At 52.9% G+C, this 19,085-nt stretch carries 17 protein-coding genes and 1 other annotated feature; of the genes, 12 read left to right on the top strand and 5 right to left on the bottom strand.

Annotated elements, in window-relative coordinates:
- Positions 1-81: 81 nt before the first annotated feature.
- The 4 genes from NSU01_RS31655 to NSU01_RS31640 all read left to right on the top strand — a co-directional run bounded on the left by NSU01_RS31655 (position 82) and on the right by NSU01_RS31640 (position 3,670).
- Positions 82-1,044: an AraC family transcriptional regulator gene (locus NSU01_RS31655; RefSeq protein WP_256703996.1), complete on the top strand. Its 963-nt coding sequence runs from the start codon at positions 82-84 to the stop codon at positions 1,042-1,044.
- 231 nt (positions 1,045-1,275) lie between these two features.
- A complete protein-coding gene (locus tag NSU01_RS31650) occupies positions 1,276-2,172 on the top strand; it encodes an SDR family oxidoreductase (protein ID WP_042140091.1) in 897 nt (298 codons plus the stop codon).
- A gap of 197 nt (positions 2,173-2,369) precedes the next feature.
- The gene (locus NSU01_RS31645) at positions 2,370-2,855 is read left to right on the top strand and encodes an isochorismatase family cysteine hydrolase (RefSeq protein WP_076247103.1); all 486 of its coding nucleotides are present in this window, start codon (positions 2,370-2,372) and stop codon (positions 2,853-2,855) included.
- Positions 2,856-2,884: 29 nt separating this feature from the next.
- Positions 2,885-3,670: an alpha/beta hydrolase gene (locus NSU01_RS31640; protein ID WP_076247101.1), complete on the top strand. Its 786-nt coding sequence runs from the start codon at positions 2,885-2,887 to the stop codon at positions 3,668-3,670.
- A 102-nt stretch (positions 3,671-3,772) separates the two neighbouring features.
- Here the strand turns inward: NSU01_RS31640 and NSU01_RS31635 are convergent, their stop codons facing one another.
- The gene (locus tag NSU01_RS31635; protein ID WP_042141705.1) at positions 3,773-4,822 is read right to left on the bottom strand and encodes an LLM class flavin-dependent oxidoreductase; all 1,050 of its coding nucleotides are present in this window, start codon (positions 4,820-4,822) and stop codon (positions 3,773-3,775) included.
- Positions 4,823-5,014: 192 nt separating this feature from the next.
- Here NSU01_RS31635 and NSU01_RS31630 point away from each other — a divergent pair, with 192 nt between their 5' ends.
- Positions 5,015-6,718: a peptidase G2 autoproteolytic cleavage domain-containing protein gene (locus NSU01_RS31630; protein ID WP_144026169.1), complete on the top strand. Its 1,704-nt coding sequence runs from the start codon at positions 5,015-5,017 to the stop codon at positions 6,716-6,718.
- A gap of 295 nt (positions 6,719-7,013) precedes the next feature.
- On the opposite strand, the gene NSU01_RS31625 is transcribed toward NSU01_RS31630, so the two are convergent.
- Genes NSU01_RS31625 through NSU01_RS31615 form a run of 3 tightly spaced genes read right to left on the bottom strand, consistent with a single transcriptional unit; the run spans position 7,014 to position 8,858 of the window.
- Complete coding sequence (locus NSU01_RS31625; protein WP_076247099.1) at positions 7,014-7,514, bottom strand: arsinothricin resistance N-acetyltransferase ArsN1 family A; 501 nt, start codon at positions 7,512-7,514, stop codon at positions 7,014-7,016.
- A 29-nt stretch (positions 7,515-7,543) separates the two neighbouring features.
- A complete protein-coding gene (locus tag NSU01_RS31620) occupies positions 7,544-8,356 on the bottom strand; it encodes an arsenite methyltransferase (RefSeq protein WP_179093595.1) in 813 nt (270 codons plus the stop codon).
- 52 nt (positions 8,357-8,408) lie between these two features.
- Positions 8,409-8,858 (bottom strand): MarR family winged helix-turn-helix transcriptional regulator, encoded by a 450-nt coding sequence (locus NSU01_RS31615; protein WP_042140086.1) that lies wholly within the window; start codon positions 8,856-8,858, stop codon positions 8,409-8,411.
- A 140-nt stretch (positions 8,859-8,998) separates the two neighbouring features.
- Between NSU01_RS31615 and NSU01_RS31610 the strand changes: the two genes are divergently transcribed.
- The 3 genes from NSU01_RS31610 (at position 8,999) to arsC (ending at position 11,179) form a co-directional block, all read left to right on the top strand.
- Positions 8,999-9,325 (top strand): metalloregulator ArsR/SmtB family transcription factor, encoded by a 327-nt coding sequence (locus NSU01_RS31610; protein ID WP_042140085.1) that lies wholly within the window; start codon positions 8,999-9,001, stop codon positions 9,323-9,325.
- Positions 9,326-9,444: 119 nt separating this feature from the next.
- Complete coding sequence (locus NSU01_RS31605; RefSeq protein ID WP_076247094.1) at positions 9,445-10,734, top strand: arsenic transporter; 1,290 nt, start codon at positions 9,445-9,447, stop codon at positions 10,732-10,734.
- A 25-nt stretch (positions 10,735-10,759) separates the two neighbouring features.
- Positions 10,760-11,179 (top strand): arsenate reductase (thioredoxin), encoded by a 420-nt coding sequence (gene arsC / locus NSU01_RS31600; protein ID WP_076247092.1) that lies wholly within the window; start codon positions 10,760-10,762, stop codon positions 11,177-11,179.
- 445 nt (positions 11,180-11,624) lie between these two features.
- Here arsC and NSU01_RS31595 read toward each other — a convergent pair whose 3' ends face one another.
- Positions 11,625-12,860: an oxalate decarboxylase family bicupin gene (locus tag NSU01_RS31595; protein ID WP_076247089.1), complete on the bottom strand. Its 1,236-nt coding sequence runs from the start codon at positions 12,858-12,860 to the stop codon at positions 11,625-11,627.
- 150 nt (positions 12,861-13,010) lie between these two features.
- Between NSU01_RS31595 and NSU01_RS31590 the strand changes: the two genes are divergently transcribed.
- The 4 genes from NSU01_RS31590 (at position 13,011) to NSU01_RS31575 (ending at position 18,673) form a co-directional block, all read left to right on the top strand.
- Entirely contained in the window at positions 13,011-14,567 is a 1,557-nt protein-coding gene (locus NSU01_RS31590; protein WP_076247087.1) for a hypothetical protein, read from the top strand.
- An 81-nt stretch (positions 14,568-14,648) separates the two neighbouring features.
- Positions 14,649-14,911, top strand: a binding site (T-box leader).
- Between the two features lie 77 nt (positions 14,912-14,988).
- Positions 14,989-16,692: a glutamine--tRNA ligase/YqeY domain fusion protein gene (locus tag NSU01_RS31585; RefSeq protein ID WP_076247083.1), complete on the top strand. Its 1,704-nt coding sequence runs from the start codon at positions 14,989-14,991 to the stop codon at positions 16,690-16,692.
- 74 nt (positions 16,693-16,766) lie between these two features.
- On the top strand, positions 16,767-16,964 hold the full coding sequence (locus tag NSU01_RS31580) for a DUF2933 domain-containing protein (RefSeq protein WP_076247080.1): 198 nt from the start codon (positions 16,767-16,769) through the stop codon (positions 16,962-16,964).
- A 413-nt stretch (positions 16,965-17,377) separates the two neighbouring features.
- Positions 17,378-18,673 (top strand): Nramp family divalent metal transporter, encoded by a 1,296-nt coding sequence (locus NSU01_RS31575; protein ID WP_076247161.1) that lies wholly within the window; start codon positions 17,378-17,380, stop codon positions 18,671-18,673.
- Positions 18,674-19,085: the final 412 nt, after the last annotated feature.

Raw genomic sequence — 19,085 nt, 5'->3', positions numbered from 1 at the left:
ATCCATTAGTGTATAATAAACGTTACTTGTCCATACGGATGTACTTTATAGCATGCTTAAAACAAAGGAGTTGCCCGCTGCATGATGAGGCTGCAAGATGAATACGCAGTGACAACGGAGCCTGGAAATGCAGAGAGGCTGCTTGAGGCAGAAACAGCCAGACTGGTCCAGCTGATCTCTGCCCTTGTTCCTCATGACGGTACCTTTAGCCAGCGCATACCCGGGCTCTATGTCAGCCGGTATTCACGTACCGATAGAGATACCATCAAAACCTTCTATTCCACCTCGTTTATAATCGTGGCCCAAGGGTCAAAGGATGTCATGATCGGGCAGGAGGTTTATCATTTTGACAAATCGCAGATGATTCTGTTGCCTGTCGCCCTGCCGTTAGCCATGCAGCTCATGGAGGCCAGTTCATCTGAGCCTTATCTTGCCGTGAGGCTGGAGCTTGATCCGCAACGGATTAGCGAATGGGTCCTGAAGCTGTACCCTCAGGGTTTGCCCCCGGTACGTCAGATGAGTAAAGGTTACATTGCTGATGTCAATCTGAGTATCATTAACGCAGTGGCGAGACTGGTGGAATGCCTGCACAATGACGGTGATGCTGAATTGCTTGCCCCGCTGGTTCTGGATGAAATTCTGATCCGGATTCTGCGCAGTCCGATTGGCGCCCAGGTTGTGGAGATGGGGTTCGCGGAGTCGGATGTGCAGCGGGTGTCGAAGGTCATAACCTGGCTGCAGGGCAACTTCTCCCGGCAGATGAAGGTTGCTGAGCTGGCGGAGCTGGTACATATGAGTCCATCTTCTTTTCATGTGCATTTCAAGTCCGTCACCTCCATGAGCCCGCTGCAATATCAAAAAGCGCTTCGCCTTCATGAGGCCAGACATCTGATGTTAGCCAGTGCCATGGACGCGACCACTGCCTGCCGGCTTGTCGGATATGTGAGTGATTCCCAATTCAGCCGGGATTACAGCCGGTTCTTCGGAAATCCGCCAAGCAGAGATATCGCCAGATTACGTCAGCAAACCCACAGAACCGACTGAACCATTCCTTCGGGAAGCCCGCAGCCGCTTGGTCTGCGGGTTTTTGTGTGCGGTCATAAGACCAGTTCGCCCTTCTTGTAGGATCGGGCAAAAAGTGAAAGGGAACAGGCAAAGGTTCCGGTAATGCGCAGACTATAATGAGTGTAGCCTTGTACGCGCGGCGGCAACCGGTTATGCCGCCAGGGTGCACCGGGCAGTTCTACCACATAATAGTTATTGGAGGAATTTAATATGCGTGTTTTTGTCACAGGTGCTACTGGTTTTGTCGGCTCTGCCATTGTACGTGAATTGATAGATGCGGGGCATGAAGTACTCGGCCTCGCCCGTTCGGATGAGGCGGCAGCTGCGCTTGCTGCTGCCGGGGCCGCCATACACCGCGGTTCTTTGGATGATCTGGACAGCCTGCGGCGGGGAGCGGCTGGAGCGGATGGTGTTATCCATGCCGCGTTCATTCACGACTTCTCGGATATTACGGCTGCAGGCGAGTCAGACCGGCTTGCGGTCGAAGCAATAGGGGCCGAGCTTGCGCAGTCCGGCCGGCCGTTAGTCGTAACCTCTGTGATCGGGCATCTAACGCCGGGTCAGCTGGGAACAGAAGAGGATGCACCCTATCCTGGCTCTGTGAAGCATCGCTCGGCCTCGGAGGAAGCGGCCCTTGCATTGGCAGCGCAGGGCGTACGCGTATCGGTGCTGCGGCTCCCGCTATCCGTGCATGGTGATGGCGACATCGGCTTTGTTCCGGGCCTAATCAATATGGCCCGTACTACAGGAATCTCGGGATATGTGGGCGATGGCGCAAACCGCTGGCCAGCTGTGCACCGGCTGGATGCCGCACATCTCTACCGGCTGGCGCTGGAATCAGCTCCTGCCGGAGTTCGGCTGCATGCAATCGGCGATGAAGGTGTGCCGGTCCGTGATATTGCCGGCGTAATCGGCCGCCGGCTCGGGGTACCTGTAGTCAGCATTCCCCCTGAAGAGGCAGGAGGGCATTTCGGCTGGCTGGCTCACTTTGTGGCGCTGGATATCCCAGCTTCGAGCATCTGGACCCAAGAGCAGCTTGGATGGAAGCCTGTGCATCCGGCACTCCTTCCAGATTTGGACCGGGAGCAGTATTTCATACGGAGGTAGAGATGGATTACAAGATAAGACTTGTGAACGAAAGTGATAGAGGCTGCCGCGGGCAGTCTCTTTGTCTTGAAAGCTGCATTCATAAAAGGGCAACTGGAGCTGTCAAAAAAATAAATATCGGATGAGTCAGGGCTTATTGTACAATTGGAGGGATGATGTGAAGTTCCTTTTATTTAGCTTATAGGGAGGAAGAATGGATGAAAATCGGTTTGCTGATTATTGATTTGCAAGAGGTGCATTTGGGCAAGGTGGAACAGAAAGTAATAGATCAGGCCTGCGAGTTCATTAACTATGTCTCGGAGCTGCTGCGCTCCAAAGATCATACGGTGATTCATATCCAGGACATCGAGGGGATGCAGCCTTCCGATGAGGAGAAATTCAAGATTATTCCGGGCATTGAGATTAAGGAAACAGATCTTAGAGTGACGAAGGAATATTCGAATGCCTTCTGGAAGACGGATCTGGAGCAGATTGTGCTGGAGCAGGGCATCGATCTGCTGATTCTCTCGGGATATGCCGCTGAGCACTGTGTACTGTTCACCTATAACGGGGCTATGGAGAGAGGGTTCAAGGCTGTACTTCTGCAGGATGGGATTCTAAGCTCGAAGAGTGACGTGATTCCTGCAACCTACAGGGACCATAAACTGATCTCATATCCTGTGATTGAAGCGTTAGTGCAGTAAGGGCGTATCGCAGGGCTGGAGGAAGAACAATGGAACGGTATATTGTCTACAATGCGGAGAACAACGATAGAACGGTTGTGGTGCTTCCGGCGCTTGGTGAACGAAAGGAAATATACGCTCATTTAGCTGAGCAATTGCCAGATTTCAGGTTCATAGCAATCGACCTGCCAGGACATAACCAGGACGATCAGGCAGATGTGTCGATTGGAGCTTTTGTACGGGAGATTAAAAGGATTCTGAATGATCTGCAGATTCCGGCAGCACATTTCGCAGGGAATTCCATTGGCGCATGGATGTGTGAGGCTTTTTATGCGGAGTATCCTGCTGATGTGAAATCACTTACTTTGCTCGATGGCGGATATTATTTTCTTGCGGACAGGGAAGAGGATGAGGGGGAGATTACGTTACCCGTCATTGATAGTCTGGAGGAGCTTGAACAGACAGTGGATGAAACCGTCCTGGCGATGGATAAGCTTGCTGAATCTGAACGACAATTATTCAAGGACTATTTAATGAATAACTTCTACCTGTTGGATGATTCTTACATACATCATAGCTGTGAACAAGCCCTTGATCGTCTGAGCAAGGAAGTAACTGCCACCGATTATTGCCTGAAGCAAGCGGCTGATATTCCTTTGATATTGCTGTTGGCAGAAGAGAGTATGGATGAATTCAGTCTGGAGAAAATGCAGCTTTTCAAGGTTGCCCACCCTGATGCGGATGTGAAAATAATCGGCAGAGGCTATCACTTCCTCCCGATTACGAATGCAGCAGATGTGGCAGCGGTGATGCGTAAATTGTTAAGTCCGCAGTAACACCGCTTCTTTAATTCAGCAGAGCATAAGAATACGCCAAAAACACTTCAAGAGCAGTTAAGCGCCTGAAGTGTTTTTGGCGTATTAGGGTCACATTATCAGTTATTTAGCCCCGGTACGGGCTAATTCTTGATGCACGATAGGGGCAACCTTGGTGCCCAATAGCTCAATGGCGCGCAGCACCTCGCGGTGCGGCATGGTGCCTACATTCACATGCAGGAAGAAGCGGGTCACGCCAAGATTCTTGCGCAGCAGGAGGATCTTCTCGGCTACATATTCGGCATCGCCGACATAGAGTGCGCCGCGCAGGCTGCGGGCATCGTCAAAGGCCGCACGGTTGTAGGTTCCGCCCCAGCCCCGTTCGCGTCCGATGACATTCATCTGGGCTGCGGTGGACGGGTAGAACAAGGCGGCTGCCTGTTCGTTAGTTTCACCTACGAAGCCGTGGGAGTGCGTGGCAATCTGCAGCTTGTCGGGATTATGTCCCGCCCGGACAGCGGCCTCCTTGTATAAGGCGACAAGCGGAGCGAAGCGTTCCGGCATACCGCCAATGATCGCGAAAGCGATCGGAAGGCCGAGCGTTCCGGCCCGCACGGCAGATTCAGGATTGCCGCCGCTGGCCACCCAGACGGGAAGCGGATCCTGGACGGCGCGGGGATAGACGGCAAGATTATTAATCGCCGGACGATGGCCGCCGCGCCAGGTGACCTTCTCGGAAGCGCGGATCGCCAGCAGTAGCTCCAGGTTCTCTTCGAACAATTCATCATAATCATCCAGGCTGTAGCCAAACAGCGGGAAGGACTCAATGAATGAGCCGCGGCCCGCCATAATCTCTGCCCGGCCATTCGATATTCCGTCCAAAGTGGCGAAATCCTGGTATACCCGGACCGGATCATCTGAAGACAAGACGCTGACCGCGCTGGTCAGTCTGATCCGCTTGGTCGTAGCTGCCGCTGCGGCAAGAACTACAGCCGGAGCACTGCCTGCATAATCGGCCCGGTGATGTTCACCTATGCCATATACGTCCAGGCCCACCTGGTCAGCGAGCACAATTTCTTCTACGGCTTCGCGCAGTCTCTCCGCATGGCTAATGGCCTTGCCGGTTACCGGATCAGGCGTAGTCTCCAAAAACGTGCTTATTCCTATTTCCATCAATTGTTTCTCCTCGGCCATATCAATCCGCCCCCTTCTTCATGTACTCATTCTACTATACTTTATAATGTTTCTCAACTTTAGTAAGTGAAATTTAGATGGAAAGTGATCTATAACTTGGCCACGTTCGCCGTTACCGCCGCTCGTCCGCAGACATAAATATATTGTAATACGATGAAAGCGGTGATCAGGATGGGAAGCGGAGTAGGGAATACGGCGAGCGGCTTTGCTGCGCATGCCGAGGGGCTCAATACAACAGCAAGCGGTGCAGCCGCTCATTCTGAAGGGTTCTCTACACTTGCCAGCGGAGATACCGCGCATGCAGAAGGCAATACTACTATTGCCAGCGGAAGCGCATCGCATGCGGAAGGCTATCTCTCCCAGGCAACGAATGATACGGCACATGCAGAAGGATCTTCTACTATAGCCAGCGGAGTAGCAGCACATGCAGAAGGTTATTTAACCAACGCAATGGGCGAAAGCTCACATGCGGAAGGCTCGACGACACTGGCTGCCGGCCTCGAAGCCCACTCTGAAGGGTTCGGCACACAGGCCTGGGGCGCACGTTCACATACAGAAGGCTTCAATACTTCGACGCAGACGACAGCCATTAACGCCCATGCGGAAGGAGAAGGCAATTCAGCCAGCGGCCGGGCCTCCCACGTAGAAGGCGGCGGTGTCGATCCGCTGGATAATCCGGCACCAAGCTTTGCCAGCGGCGCCAGCTCGCATGCCGAGGGAGTAGGAACCACGTCCATGGGCTTCGCCTCACATGCGGAGGGCGGCACTGCGGACATCACCCTAGCCGCCGGGCCCTCAGCTCTTGGCGACTTCTCGCATGCCGAGGGGCAGAATACAGTGGCCAGCGGTTCGGCTTCCCATGCCGAAGGATTAGCAACAACGGCCAGCGGCAATGTGGGTGCGCACGCTGAAGGGCAGAATACAACGGCCAGCGGAACAGCCTCGCACGCCGAGGGCTTCCAGACTACAGCCAGCGGGGCTTCCGGCCATGCCGAAGGGGCCAACACACAAGCCAGCGGCTCCTTTTCCCACGCCGAGGGAGTCGGTACATTGGCGAATGCGCCTTATGCGCATGCCGAAGGTGCGGATACTACTGCTTCCGGCCAGGCTTCCCATGCGGAAGGGTTCCAGACCCAGGCTTTTGCTCCGAACTCCCATGCCGAGGGGGAAGCGACGATTGTTCTCGCGGAGCATACAGGCGCCCATATCATGGGCCAGAACGGCTCAACGCGGTTTCCGTATTCGTGGCATTTGGCCAACGGGCTGGCGGTCGGCCCTACCTTTAACTCGGCAGTGATTGAAGGGCTTACGGGTAATATTTATCTGGATGGTACGCTGATGTCTCCAGGTGCAGCAGATTATGCAGAAATGTTCGAAACCTCGGACGGGCTCACCATTGACGCAGGTTATTTCGTTACGTTTGATGGGGCCAGTGACAGAATCCGCAAAGCCAAGGCAGGGGATGAATATATTCTTGGTGTCATCAGCGCCAGACCGGCTATCGTTGCCGATTCGAGTGACCTGCGCTGGAACGGCATGTTCGTAACCGATGAGTGGGACCGGATTCTGTATCACGAGGTAGAGGTCGCTGAGGTTAGAAATGAATACGGCGATATTGTCCGTGAGGCGGGTAAGAAATCAGAACCGGTGCTTAACCCTGAATGGGATGGCTCCCGGGAATATGTTTCCCGCCAGGACAGGGAAGAATGGGTAGCTGTAGGAATTGTCGGCAAGCTGCTTGTCCGTGATGACGGTACCTGTGTAGCCGGGGGCTACTGCCGCCCGGACGATAACGGCATGGCAACGGTAGCGGATACCGGGTACCGGGTAATGAAGCGTACGGGTGAACATCAGATTCGCATTTTTGTGAAATAACCGGCCGGATCAGCGGCCCAGCCAAACACAGCCAAGCGAACCGGGATGACCCCCCGATCCGCTTGGCTGTTTGCTGTCCTTAGGATTTATCCTTTTTGACAGCAAGCTGTACGATCATAATGATGAGAACGAGCAATGCGATGAGCTGATCTGTACTCATGGTGGTCCGGCCTCCAATCCACTGGCTAGGATGGCTCTTCGGACCTGCATCTCCTCTCCAAGAAGCTGCTGCGTTCCCCATAATCTAACCTATGAACCGGCAGAGAAGGTTAGTACTTAAGGATATAAAATATTGTTATAGCAGCAGCTTCTCCATAATCATGACATCAATCATCCGGCCGTCCAGTTTCCCCTGTTTCTCGAAGACGCCAACCTCACGGTAACCGCTTTTGCGGTATAAGCCCTGAGCCATTGGGTTAAAGGGAAAAGTGAACAGCACAATTTTATAGAAATCAGCCGCTACGGCCTTGTCCTCCAGGGCATGCAGTAATAGACTGCCAATGCCGCGGCCGCGGGAGGCCCGTTCAATATAAATGGAGAGATCGGCAACACCGTCATAAGCGCAGCGGTGGGAATAACGATTGAGCGAAGCCCAGCCCAGAACACTGCCTTCGGCTTCGGCAACGAGTATAATAAAGCGTCCTTGATGTTCCTGGAACCAGTCAGACATCGCATTCAAATCTTTAGCTGAGCTTTCCAGTGTAGCGATCCGGTCTTCAATCCCCTGATTATAGATATGCAGGATGTGGGTGAGGTCTTGGAAGGTGGCGGGACGAATCATAAATGTCGAAAGCATATTATCGGCCTCCTAAGGTACCTTGCGAATTATGGCTTCACAGCAGTAATTACTGCTGAGGCAATATACTGGTCAATGTCTGCACCGGGAACCCAGTCTTTAATGAAGGCGCGGGATTCATCCTGAGGTTCGACTGATATCCGGATGAAACCGCTGTTTGCCAGCATGGTCTGCAGGGCAGGCACAGAGGAGGCTCCTGAGATGCAGCCGGAATAAAGATTGCCCAAATCCTGTGCGATTTCAGGAGGCAGCTCGGCAGTGGTGACGATGTCGGATATTGCCAGCCTTCCGCCAGGCAACAGCACCCGGAACGCTTCATTGAATACTTGCTGCTTATCAGGAGAGAGGTTGATTACGCAGTTGGAGATAATGACGTCTATGATGGCATCGGCGACAGGCAGATGTTCGATTTCTCCCAGCCGGAAGCTGGTATTGGCGTAATGTCCCCGGGCAGCATTATCACGTGCCCGGCTGATCATTTCAGGGGTCATGTCTACGCCTATGACAGAACCGGACGCTCCCACCTGGCGGGAAGCCAGGAAACAGTCGAAGCCGCCGCCGCTGCCAAGATCCAGAACGGTTTCTCCAGGCTGCAGTCCGGCAATCGCCTGCGGATTGCCGCAGCCAAGTCCAAGGTTCGCGCCTTCAGGTACAGCGTTCAATTCTTCGCCGGAATAACCAAGACTTGCGGAAATGCTGTTGAAATCGGCTGGTGCCGAACAGCAGGCGGAGGAAGCCTCCTCCGGGCAGCAAACGGAGGGAGCAGAGCGGCCAGTAACAGCGATTTGCTGATACCGGGTTCTTACATTTTGGCGGATTCCATCATGAGTAGGCTGGTTCAAGTTCATCACTCCTTTATAATAATTGCAAATTGCAATTATGTAGCGGAAGAAATCAGCCTGAGACAGGCGCACAGCATTTGCTTGATTTCCCCATAGCTTCATTGAAGATCTTTACGGATCGCAGTACCGTTTCCTGTTCAAATTCAGACATGTAGGAGAAGACCTCCTCCAGATATTCATTCATTTGCCGGTCGATGGTTCCGGCAACAGATGAGCCTTGCTCTGTTAAAGACAATATAAACACCCTGCCGTCGGAGGGATCGGGACTTTTGCGGACGAGTCCCATTTTGACCAGTGCCTGCACCTGGCGGCTGAAGGTTGTAACATCCGTTCCGAGCACTTCCGCAATTTGCTGCATGGACGGATTATGCCTCCGCTGTACTTCATAGAGCAGATGGCTCTGGGCCAGAGAAATGTCATGCCCGCCTACGGTGCAGCAGTTTTTGTTAAGCAGACCGAAGCGGCGGGTCATGATCTGAAAGAGCTCGCGTGCATTTTCCATTGAAGTTCACCTCATATTTCAGTTATAGCTTATATATTTGTAAAGTGCAACTATAGAATCGAAATATTACCTCTTGTCCTTTTGATAAGACTGTTTTAGTATATAAGCATTGGCTTATATACTAAGGAGGCTGAACCGCGATGGATAAGCTTAACGAGGTGGCTGATGACCTGAAGCTTCTGGGGGACAAGACCCGCCTGATGATGCTTGGACTGCTGCAGGAGCGGGAATGGTGTGTCTGTGAGTTCGTCGAACTCTTTGAGATCTCACAGCCGGCCATCAGCCAGCATCTGCGTAAACTGAAGGATAAGGGGATGGTGAAGGAGAGTAAACGCGGGCAGTGGGTGCATTACTCCCTGAATGTGGAGGGCAAGCCGCATATCACGGCCGTCCTGCATGGATTGCCGGATTCACATACTCTGCTGTCGTCATTGAATAAGACAGGGGTTACTGCCTGCTGCGACTGATATAATACTAGATCGATGAGAACGTCTGGAGGACAGGCTGGCGTTACTCTTATATATAAATTTATCTATTGGGGAGTGCTGCGGGAAATGTTGCTGCGGGTCAAACGGAGGGCGGGATTATGGTTGTCCTAGCCAGCCTTATTTTTGTTATTACTTTAATCTTTGTGATCTGGCAGCCGCGTAAGTTATCCATTGGCTGGTCAGCCTGCGGCGGAGCGCTGCTGGCCCTGGCGGCAGGCGTGGTCAGCTTCGGGGATGTCCGCGATGTGACGCTGATTGTGTGGAATGCCACGCTGGCCTTTGTAGCTATTGTTCTGATTTCTTTGATCCTCGACCGTGTTGGATTCTTCGAATGGGCGGCACTGCATATGGCTGCGGCGGCACGCGGCAACGGTACGCTGATGTTCATCTATGTTATCTTGCTGGGCGCAGTGGTAGCGGCGTTGTTTGCCAATGACGGGGCGGCGCTGATCCTGACACCGATTGTGCTGGCGATGGTCCGGGCGCTGAATTTTGATGAGAAAAAAGTGTTTCCCTTCATTATCGCCAGCGGCTTCATCGCCGACACGACTTCGCTGCCGCTGATCGTCAGCAATCTGGTCAATATTGTATCCGCCGATTTCTTCGGCATCAGCTTCACGGAATATGCAGGACGTATGCTGCTGCCTACGCTGTTCTCGCTCGCCGCCAGTATTCTGGTCTTATACCTGTTCTTCCGCAGAAGTATACCCAAAGTGTATGACACTGCAGGGATGAAGCTCCCGGAGGAGGCGATTAAGGACAAGCGGATGTTCCGGTTATCCTGGGGCGTGCTGGCGCTTCTGCTGGCCGGGTATTTTGTCAGTGAATTTCTGAACATTCCGGTCTCTGTAGTGGCAGGTGTAATCGCGGTTTGCTTCCTGCTCATGGCCCGCCGCAGTCCCTACGTCAAGACGATGGAAGTGGTCAAAGGCGCGCCGTGGGCGATTGTCTTTTTCTCCATTGGCATGTATGTCGTGGTGTATGGCTTGCGCAATGCCGGACTGACCGATGTGCTTGCAGAGATGATCAGTGAGGTGGCGGAGCACGGTTTGTTCGCAGCAACGATGGGGATGGGCTTCCTCGCTGCGATCCTCTCCTCAGTGATGAATAATCTGCCAACGGTGCTGATTGGGGCGCTGGCCATTGATAACGCACAGGCGACAGGTCTCATTAAAGAGGCTCTGATCTACGCGAATGTCATCGGTTCCGATTTGGGTCCGAAGATTACGCCGATCGGTTCGCTCGCTACTCTGCTGTGGCTGCATGTGCTATCAGGCAAAGGTGTAAAGATTTCTTGGGGCACTTATTTCAAAACAGGAATTATTCTGACGATTCCGACGTTATTTATCACATTGTTAGGTTTGTATCTGCAACTGAAGCTGTTCTAATCTAATCCTGAAGGAGAAATCAGACATGGGCAAAAAGACGATCTATTTCCTGTGCACGGGGAATTCGTGCCGGAGCCAAATGGCGGAGGGCTGGGCAAAACAATTTCTCGGGGACGCCTGGAATGTGTACAGTGCGGGAATTGAGGCCCATGGCTTGAACCCCAAGGCAGTACAGGCAATGAACGAGGTGGGGATCGATATTTCGGCCCAGACCTCGGATATTATTGATCCTGCGCTGCTTAACAGTGCTGATCTCGTAGTAACATTATGCGGGGATGCCGCCGATAAATGTCCGGTGACGCCTCCGCAGGTACGGCGGGAGCACTGGGGATTCGATGACCCGGCCAAAGCGCAGGGCAGTGAGGAAGAGAAGTGGGCGGTATTTCAGCGGGTCCGAGATGCAGTCGGCGAGCGGATCAAGCGGTTTGCTGAGACGGGCGAATAGAGGTTTCCTATACGGGAATGAAACACAAACTGATGATTAAGAACAAAAAGCGGTGCAGACGGGTGTCTGACCGCTTTTTATGTTGTTCTGGAATGAATGCAGTTCGAACAATTGGAGCTACCCATTAATTATAGGACGATCATTAAAATCTTGCAGAAAATACAACAATTTTCTCCGGATATTGCTTCTAGAGCAAAATTGTTGTATGAATTACAACATTATTACTGCTCCAGCTTCTTAATGGAGGATATTATTGTATTTTGTGCAACAATTCTCCCAAACAGCCGGATATTCAGATGTTCAAGTTGCAGAATGTACAACATTAAGGCCGGTCTATACAGCTGACCTTATGGATTTTCACTTCAGCCGCCTGGTTGGGGTAAAGATAAGGCCATAGGGCAGACTGACCTGCCCAATCCAGTCTCAAACTGGGCAAAACCACGCGCTACTCCTTCTGCTTCCCATGCCCAAGCTCATGCCCAAGCTCATGTCCGTGCTCATGTCCCTGATCCGGGTATTTCACCACAGGCCATTTCACTTTGCGCAGGGCATCCATCAGCTCCGGCCCCACATTCAGATTGCTGCTGACCAGTTCATGGGGAGTAAGCGCCATCCACTGGTTCAGGGAGACATCGGCGAACCTGTCGCTCCGGAACATTTCCAGGAACCAGAGCGTGTCTGTCCCGGTATTCTGAATATAATGTCCCTGGGCAAAAGGCACATAGCCGACATCGCCGGCTCTGACGTTAAATGTACGCGCTGCGCCGTCCCCGCCGAAGACCGTCATCCGGCCTTGCCCGGTCAGATAATACTGCCACTCGTCATTATTCGGATGCCAGTGCAGCTCCCGCATGCCGCCGGGCTCAATCTCCACCAGCGCGGCGGCAATATTCCGGGAGATGGGGAAATTACTGGAGTCGACAATCCGCACACTGCCTCCGGGCGTCCGAAGCGGCGGCTGGGCCAGCAGCTGATGCTTGAAGCTCAGCGGAATCTCTCCATAAGGTGACTCCACCCTCTGACTCTCCAGGGGGCCGGGCACCTGATCCTGATATATATACACTTGTTCCTTCGGAATACACTCAAATGCAGATTCGGGTACGCCGAAGTTGGCGGACAGGACCTCTGGCGGCGTATGGGCGAACCAGTCGGAGATCGACAGGGTGTTCAGATCCGAGAAGCTTCCATCGTCAAAAACAAGCAGGAACTCGCATCCCTCGGCCAGCCCCTGGATTGAATGCGGGATTCCCGGAGGGAAGTACCACAGATCGCCCGGGCCGACATCGGCAATGAAGTTCCGGCCATTCTGGTCCACGGCGGTAATCCGGGCGCTGCCGAGCAGCATATAGGACCATTCCGCCTGCTGATGCCAGTGCAGCTCGCGTACTCCGCCCGGGGTCAGGCTCATGTTCACTCCTGCAAGTGTGGTGGCGATAGGCAGCTCTCTGACGGTAACCTCCCGGGACCAGCCGCCGAAGTTCAGCTGCATATGGGCGTCGGAGAATGAGAATTTCAGATTGGGGATCAGCCCGTTATCTGTAGAGGGCGGGACGAACATATCGGGATTCTCCCGGTCGCGCAGAATATCGCGGGGGCCGAGGTCGACATTGCCAGCACCGTCACTGCGGATAGGCTGGGGGATAACGGGCTTGCTTGAAGAACCGGGTTCGGCAGGGCTCATGGCTTAAGCTCCTTTCTGGATCGCACAGCACTCCAAGAAATATATGCGCCAGTATGCCACTTATGTGTTGTGAAGGGCTGAGCGAAATGTGATAATATTTGACTACCGGACAAATTTCCGTACGATAATCAGAGAGCAGGGTTTGAACTAATGACAATAGACGGACAAGAACGCTACCGCTTCAGTGAAGCGCCAATATGGGAACTGCAGCGCAGGTATTATGAGCAGCTGGGACTGCAGGCTTGGGCGAATGACCAGGTCCCGCAGTACATTACAAGCAATCCGATGATCGGAACAGCGTATGCGGAGATGATCTTCGGGTTTCTGCAGGACCGTGCAGAGAAGGGGCATACTACAGAACCGGTTATTATTCTGGAGCTTGGCGCAGGTGTCGGACGCCTGGCATTCCATGTCCTGCAGCAGCTGTGTGAGCTGATTCAGTATGCCGGAGTGCTGCTGCCCCCTTTCCGCTACGTCATGAGCGATTTGCCCTGGAAGAATATTGAGGGCTGGCAGAAGCATGAAGGGCTGAAGCCTTTTGTGGAGCAGGGGATTCTTGATTTCGCCCGCTTTGATGCGGTGCAGGATACAGAGCTGTCCCTGACGCAGAGCGGAATGGTGATTAAGCCCGGCGGACTGCAGCAGCCGCTGATGGTGATCGCCAACTACTTCTTCGATAGTATTCAGCAGGAGCTGCTCTATATTGATGAAGGCAAGATTTATGAATGTGAGGTTTCGTTAAAATATCCCGAGCAATCCGGCTCGATGAGCACGTCCGAAGTACTGCGGGATCTGGTGCCGGAATATCATTACAAGCGGGCCGAAGGCTATGAGGACCCTTCATACAAGTACCATGAAGTAATTTCATTCTATCTGGACAAGCTGGAGGATTCGCATATCCTGTTCCCGGCGGCTGCCATTTCCTGTATGGAGCGGCTCGGGGCGCTCTCCCAGGGGAGCTTCCTGCTGCTTACCGCAGACAAAGGCGACCACCGGCTGGAGAACTGGGAATTCGCCGAGCCGCCGAAGCTGATTCACCACGGCAGTATTTCACTCACGGCGAATTACCATGCGCTGGTGCATTATTTTGAACGGAAGGGCGCACAGTCCCAGTTCACGCAGCATCATTATAAGAATCTGAATGTCGGGTGCATTCTGATGCTTGAAGAGCCGATGCTCCATCCCCATACCCGTCTGGCCTACCGGCGGTTTGTAGAGCGGTTCGGACCGGATGATTTCTTCAGTCTGAAGGTGTGGATCGACAAAAATTACGATACGATCGGCATGCAGCAGATCCTGGCCTTCTGGCGGCTGGGCGGATATGATGCCGAGCTGTTCATCCAGAGTGCGGAGCGTATCTCCGCTCTGCTGCCGGATGCCAGTGATGATGAGCTGCTGGACCTGCAGCGCGGGATTGATCTGATGTGGAAAGGCTTCTATCCGATGCCGCAGAAATATGATCTGGCCCTGGACTGCGGTCTGCTGCTGTTCGAGATGGAGCAGTACGGGGAGTCCCGCCGCTTCCTGGAGCATTCACTGGCGACCAGTGACGAGGAGCCGGTAATTACTGTACTGTACTGCCTGGCTATTTGCAGCTATGAGCAGGAGGATGACGAAGCGGCGCTGGATTACACGCGCAGATCGCTTCTGATTGAGCCGGAGCATGAGGAAGCTTTGGAGCTCTTGGCGGCGCTGAGTCAGGGGTAAGGTTGTCCCGCAGACTGCTGCGCCTCCGGACACTGCTACACTTTACACGCTGCCTGTGATTTGTTATTCTGGATCAAATGATGAAACGCGATGACGAGAAGAGTACGTCTATTCATTCCCTCACAGAGAGCTCCGGGTGGTGCGAAGGAGCAGGGAAGGCTGGACCGAAACAAGCCTCTGAGCGGTGCACCGGAACCGGCTATGGCCGGGGATGGTACAACAGGAGCTCCTGTTACAGAGCTAGAGTATAAGCCCTGCCTTGCCGGCAGAGCAGTACTTGATGAGATTAATATGGCGACATATTAATAAACCTGGGGTGGTACCGCGAGAATCTCGTCCCCAAGACTACAGTCTTGGAGGTGAGGTTCTTTTTTGTTGTCCCGTAAGGGCAGGTATCACCAATATACAGGAGGAGATCAGAATGACTGACGTTAATGTGAATGAGAGTGAACCGGCCGTGCCGGAGAATTATATGGATAAGCTGATCAGAGAAGACGTGGAGGGCGGAGTCTACAGCAGGGAGATCTGCACAAGGTTTCCGCCGGAGCCCAATGGTTATCTGCATATCGGCAGCGCTTTTGCCATCCACACGAATGTTGAGATTGCACGTAAGAATGGCGGCAGATTCCATCTGCGCTTCGATGATACCAACCCGCTGAAAGAGGATATGGAGTATGTAAAAGCTATTACCGAGGACATGGAATGGCTGGGCTGCAGCCCGGGAGAGCATATCTATTACGGCTCCGATTATTCGGAGGAAATCTGCCGCAGCGCAGAGGAGCTGATTCTTAAGGGGAAAGCTTATGTCTGCGACCTGACTCCGGAGGAAGTGACGTCCTACAGGGGGACATTAACCGAACCTGGTAAGGACAGTCCGTACCGGGAGCGCTCGCCGGAAGAGAATTTGCGGCTGTTCCGGGAGATGCGTAATGGAGAATATCCTAACGGTGCTAAGGTGCTGCGGGCCAGAATCGACATGTCTTCGCCGAATATCAATCTGCGCGACCCGGTGCTCTACCGGATCATTCATGCGGAGCATTACCGCACGGGAAAAGCCTGGTGCATCTATCCGATGTATGATTTTGCCCATCCGATTCAGGATGCCATTGAAGGGGTGACGCATTCACTGTGCTCCATCGAGTTCAAGGATCACCGGCCGCTATATGAGTGGGTGCTTAAGGAGCTGAATATTCCTGAACCCCCTAAGCAAAGGGAATTCGGCCGGGTGAATCTGACGGGAGTGGTCACGAGCAAACGTTATCTCCGGGCGCTGGTTGCCGGGAAGTATGTGGACGGCTGGGATGATCCGCGTCTGCCAACGCTCCGTGGACTGCGCAGACGCGGATTCACTCCGGAGAGCATCAAGGCTTTTGTCCGGGAGATCGGGATGGCCCGCAATACGGCAATGGTTGATTTCTCGCTGCTGGAGCACTGCGTAAGACAGGATCTTAAGGCGAAGGCACCGGCCATCATGGCCGTGCTGAATCCGCTGAAGGTCGTGCTTACCAACTATGAAGCCGGGGCTTCTGAATTCCTTACCATTGAGTACAACAGTGAGAATCCCGCGCTCGGCACAAGGGACGTTCCGTTCTCCGGCACACTCTATATCGAGCGGGAGGACTTCATGGAGGTACCCTCCAAGGGCTTCCGCAGACTGACGCTTGGCGGTGAAGTAAGGCTGAAGGGCGGGTATTTCATCCGCTGCAACGAAGTGATTAAGAGTGCGGACACTGGTGAGATTGTCGAGCTGCGCTGTACTTATGATCCGGATACGAGAAGCGGGAGCGGTTTTGACGGGCGGAAGGTTAAAGGAACCATCCATTGGGTGTCCGCCGAGCATGCGGTCAAAAGTGATGTGTACCTGTATGAGAAGCTGCTTGTAGACAATGAAGGGCCGAAGGAGGAAGGGGAGACCTGGGAAGCGTACATCAACCCGGATTCTGCCACTTTGCTTAAGGATTGTCTGCTGGAGCCGCTTGCGGATAAACCACAGCCCGGGGATAAATTTCAATTCCTGCGCCACGGCTATTTCTGCGTCGACAGCAGGTTCAGCTCAGGGCACAGGCTGGTATTCAACCGGATCGTACCGCTGAAGGACACCTGGAAAGGGAAAGCAGAAAAATAAGCTTCAACACAGTTTCTCCACAAACGGCGGCTATACTAATGGCAGCACCTTGAATCCCGGAGGGAGGAAAAGCCATGAACTGGTCCTGGTTAATCACACTGATCTGTCCGCTGATGATGATCCTTATGATGTTCGGAATGCCCGGCATGCGCGGCAAACATGGAGGCCACTCGAGGAAGCAGGCGGATGTGGAGAAGCTGCAGCAGGAGCTGAATGAGCTGAAGCTGCAGAATGAACAGATGCGTGCAGATATCCGCAGTATTACCTCTTAAGCGGTATGGATCACACCGGAATGCCCGGCGGGCGAGAGTCAGGATGAATGTCCTGGGGCTCGCCTGTTTTTTGTTTTGGGGTTCCCGCAAAGTGCCTGAGTAATCGTCGAAGCTACGGCCCTACTTTGTGGGGTTATTTTATATTTTAACTGCTTAAATAACTCTGTGTTGTATTGGGTAATTACATATGGACCGGAGCATCACTTTGCTGCAGGTTTGCACATAATATAATTTGGAGCAGCCGGGCGGATGCCGTAGTTTAGAATCAACCCATTGCTCGTATGAAAAATCCAATGAAAATACATTTACATTTCTCAATTAGCGGATTATAATGAAAACAAATCAAATGTTGCATCAGGGAAACTTTCGTGTATATAGACAACTTTTTCCGGGCAAGAGGAGGGATAGAAATGATGGAGCAAAATACAGCAGTAGAATCATCCCCTATACTAAAAGGACATACTAATAAACACTCGGCACAATCAGTGCTGAATGGAGATGTCAAAGGACTGAAGAGACTCCTTCCTTTCCTGGGTCCGGCTTTTATCGCTTCTGTAGCGTACCTGGACCCCGGCAATTTCGCCACTAATATTACAGCAGGCTCGAAATACGGATATTTGTTATTATGGGTTATCTTTGCCTCGAATCTGATGGCTGTCCTTATACAATCCTTATCCGCCAAGCTTGGCATTGCCACCGGCAAGAATCTGCCGGAGGTCGCCCGGGAGAAATTCCCGAGAGGCGTGTCCATCTTCCTGTGGATACAGAGTGAACTGGTCATTATCGCTACCGATCTGGCGGAATTTATCGGGGCAGCCCTTGGACTATACTTACTGTTCGGTATACCAATGCTGCCGGCTGCGCTGATTACCGCTGTTGGATCTTTCGCTATTCTGGAGCTCCAGCGGCGCGGCTACCGTACCCTGGAGGCCGGAATTGCCGGGATGGTAATGATTGTTGTTCTGGCTTTTGCATTCCAGGTCATTATGGCGAAGCCCGATACGGGCAGTGTGGTTGCCGGAATGTTTACGCCAAGATTCGAGGGTGTGGACAGCATCCTGCTGGCTGCCGGGATTCTCGGCGCGACAGTTATGCCGCATGCGATTTATCTGCATTCCTCGCTGACCCAGAGCCGGGTCGTCGGGATCGATGAACGGGAGAAGAAACAGATTTTCCGGCTGGAATTCATCGATATTCTGATTGCGATGCTGATTGCCGGTGCCGTGAATATGGCCATGGTGGTTGTAGCTGCTGCGCTCTTTTTCAAGAATGGTCTGGTCGTTGAGGATTTGGATGTCGCCTTCGAGCAGTTCCGTAATCTGGCAGGACCGGTTACCGCCATCTCCTTCGGCCTCGGCCTCCTGATCGCAGGTCTGTCGAGCTCCTCGGTCGGTACAATGGCCGGTGATGTGGTCATGCAGGGCTTCATTAATAAAAAGATCAATCTCTACCTGCGGCGGGCGATTACCATCATCCCACCGCTGACCATCATCGCCTTCGGGATTAACGCGACAAGTGCACTGGTGATGAGCCAGGTCGTTCTCTCCTTCGGGATTGCCTTCGCCCTGATTCCGCTCGTGATCTTCACCAGCGACCGCTCGATAATGAAGGGGCTGGTGAACCACCGGATCACCACCATCCTCGGCTGGATTATCTCGGCTCTGGTAGTGTCACTGAATTTGTTCCTGATTGTGGAGATGTTTGTGTAAGCTCTATAAGGAATTGAATATTTTACGTTAGAATGAACAGAGCAGCGATTCTCCTTGACTGGAGGGTTGCTGCTTTGTTTTATGACTTGAGCGCTTGGATGGACACTGTGTTAACGGTGAAGCATCTTAATGCCTATTATGTTGTACGTATTACAACTTTGGCCCAGCAATATCAGCGTATTCGCAAGGATTGTTGTACGATATACAGCAATTTTCCCGGAAAATCGCTTGTAGCAGGAGAAATGCTGCTTTTTATACAACATTTTTGGATTTTGGCCGAGTTAGGGAGGGGAATGTTGTAATATATGCAGGATTATTGGGTTAGGTCTTTAAGATTGCAGAAGCTCCCCCTCTTAAACAGCAGAGCGGACGGAATGACCCGCGGAAAAGCGGAGCGGTCGCCTTTGTGTCC

This window comes from Paenibacillus sp. FSL H8-0259 (assembly GCF_037963255.1).
GTDB lineage: Bacteria > Bacillota > Bacilli > Paenibacillales > Paenibacillaceae > Paenibacillus_AQ > Paenibacillus_AQ phytohabitans.
Note: the sequence above shows the minus strand (reverse complement) of the source record. Positions and strands in the feature narration are given on the sequence as shown.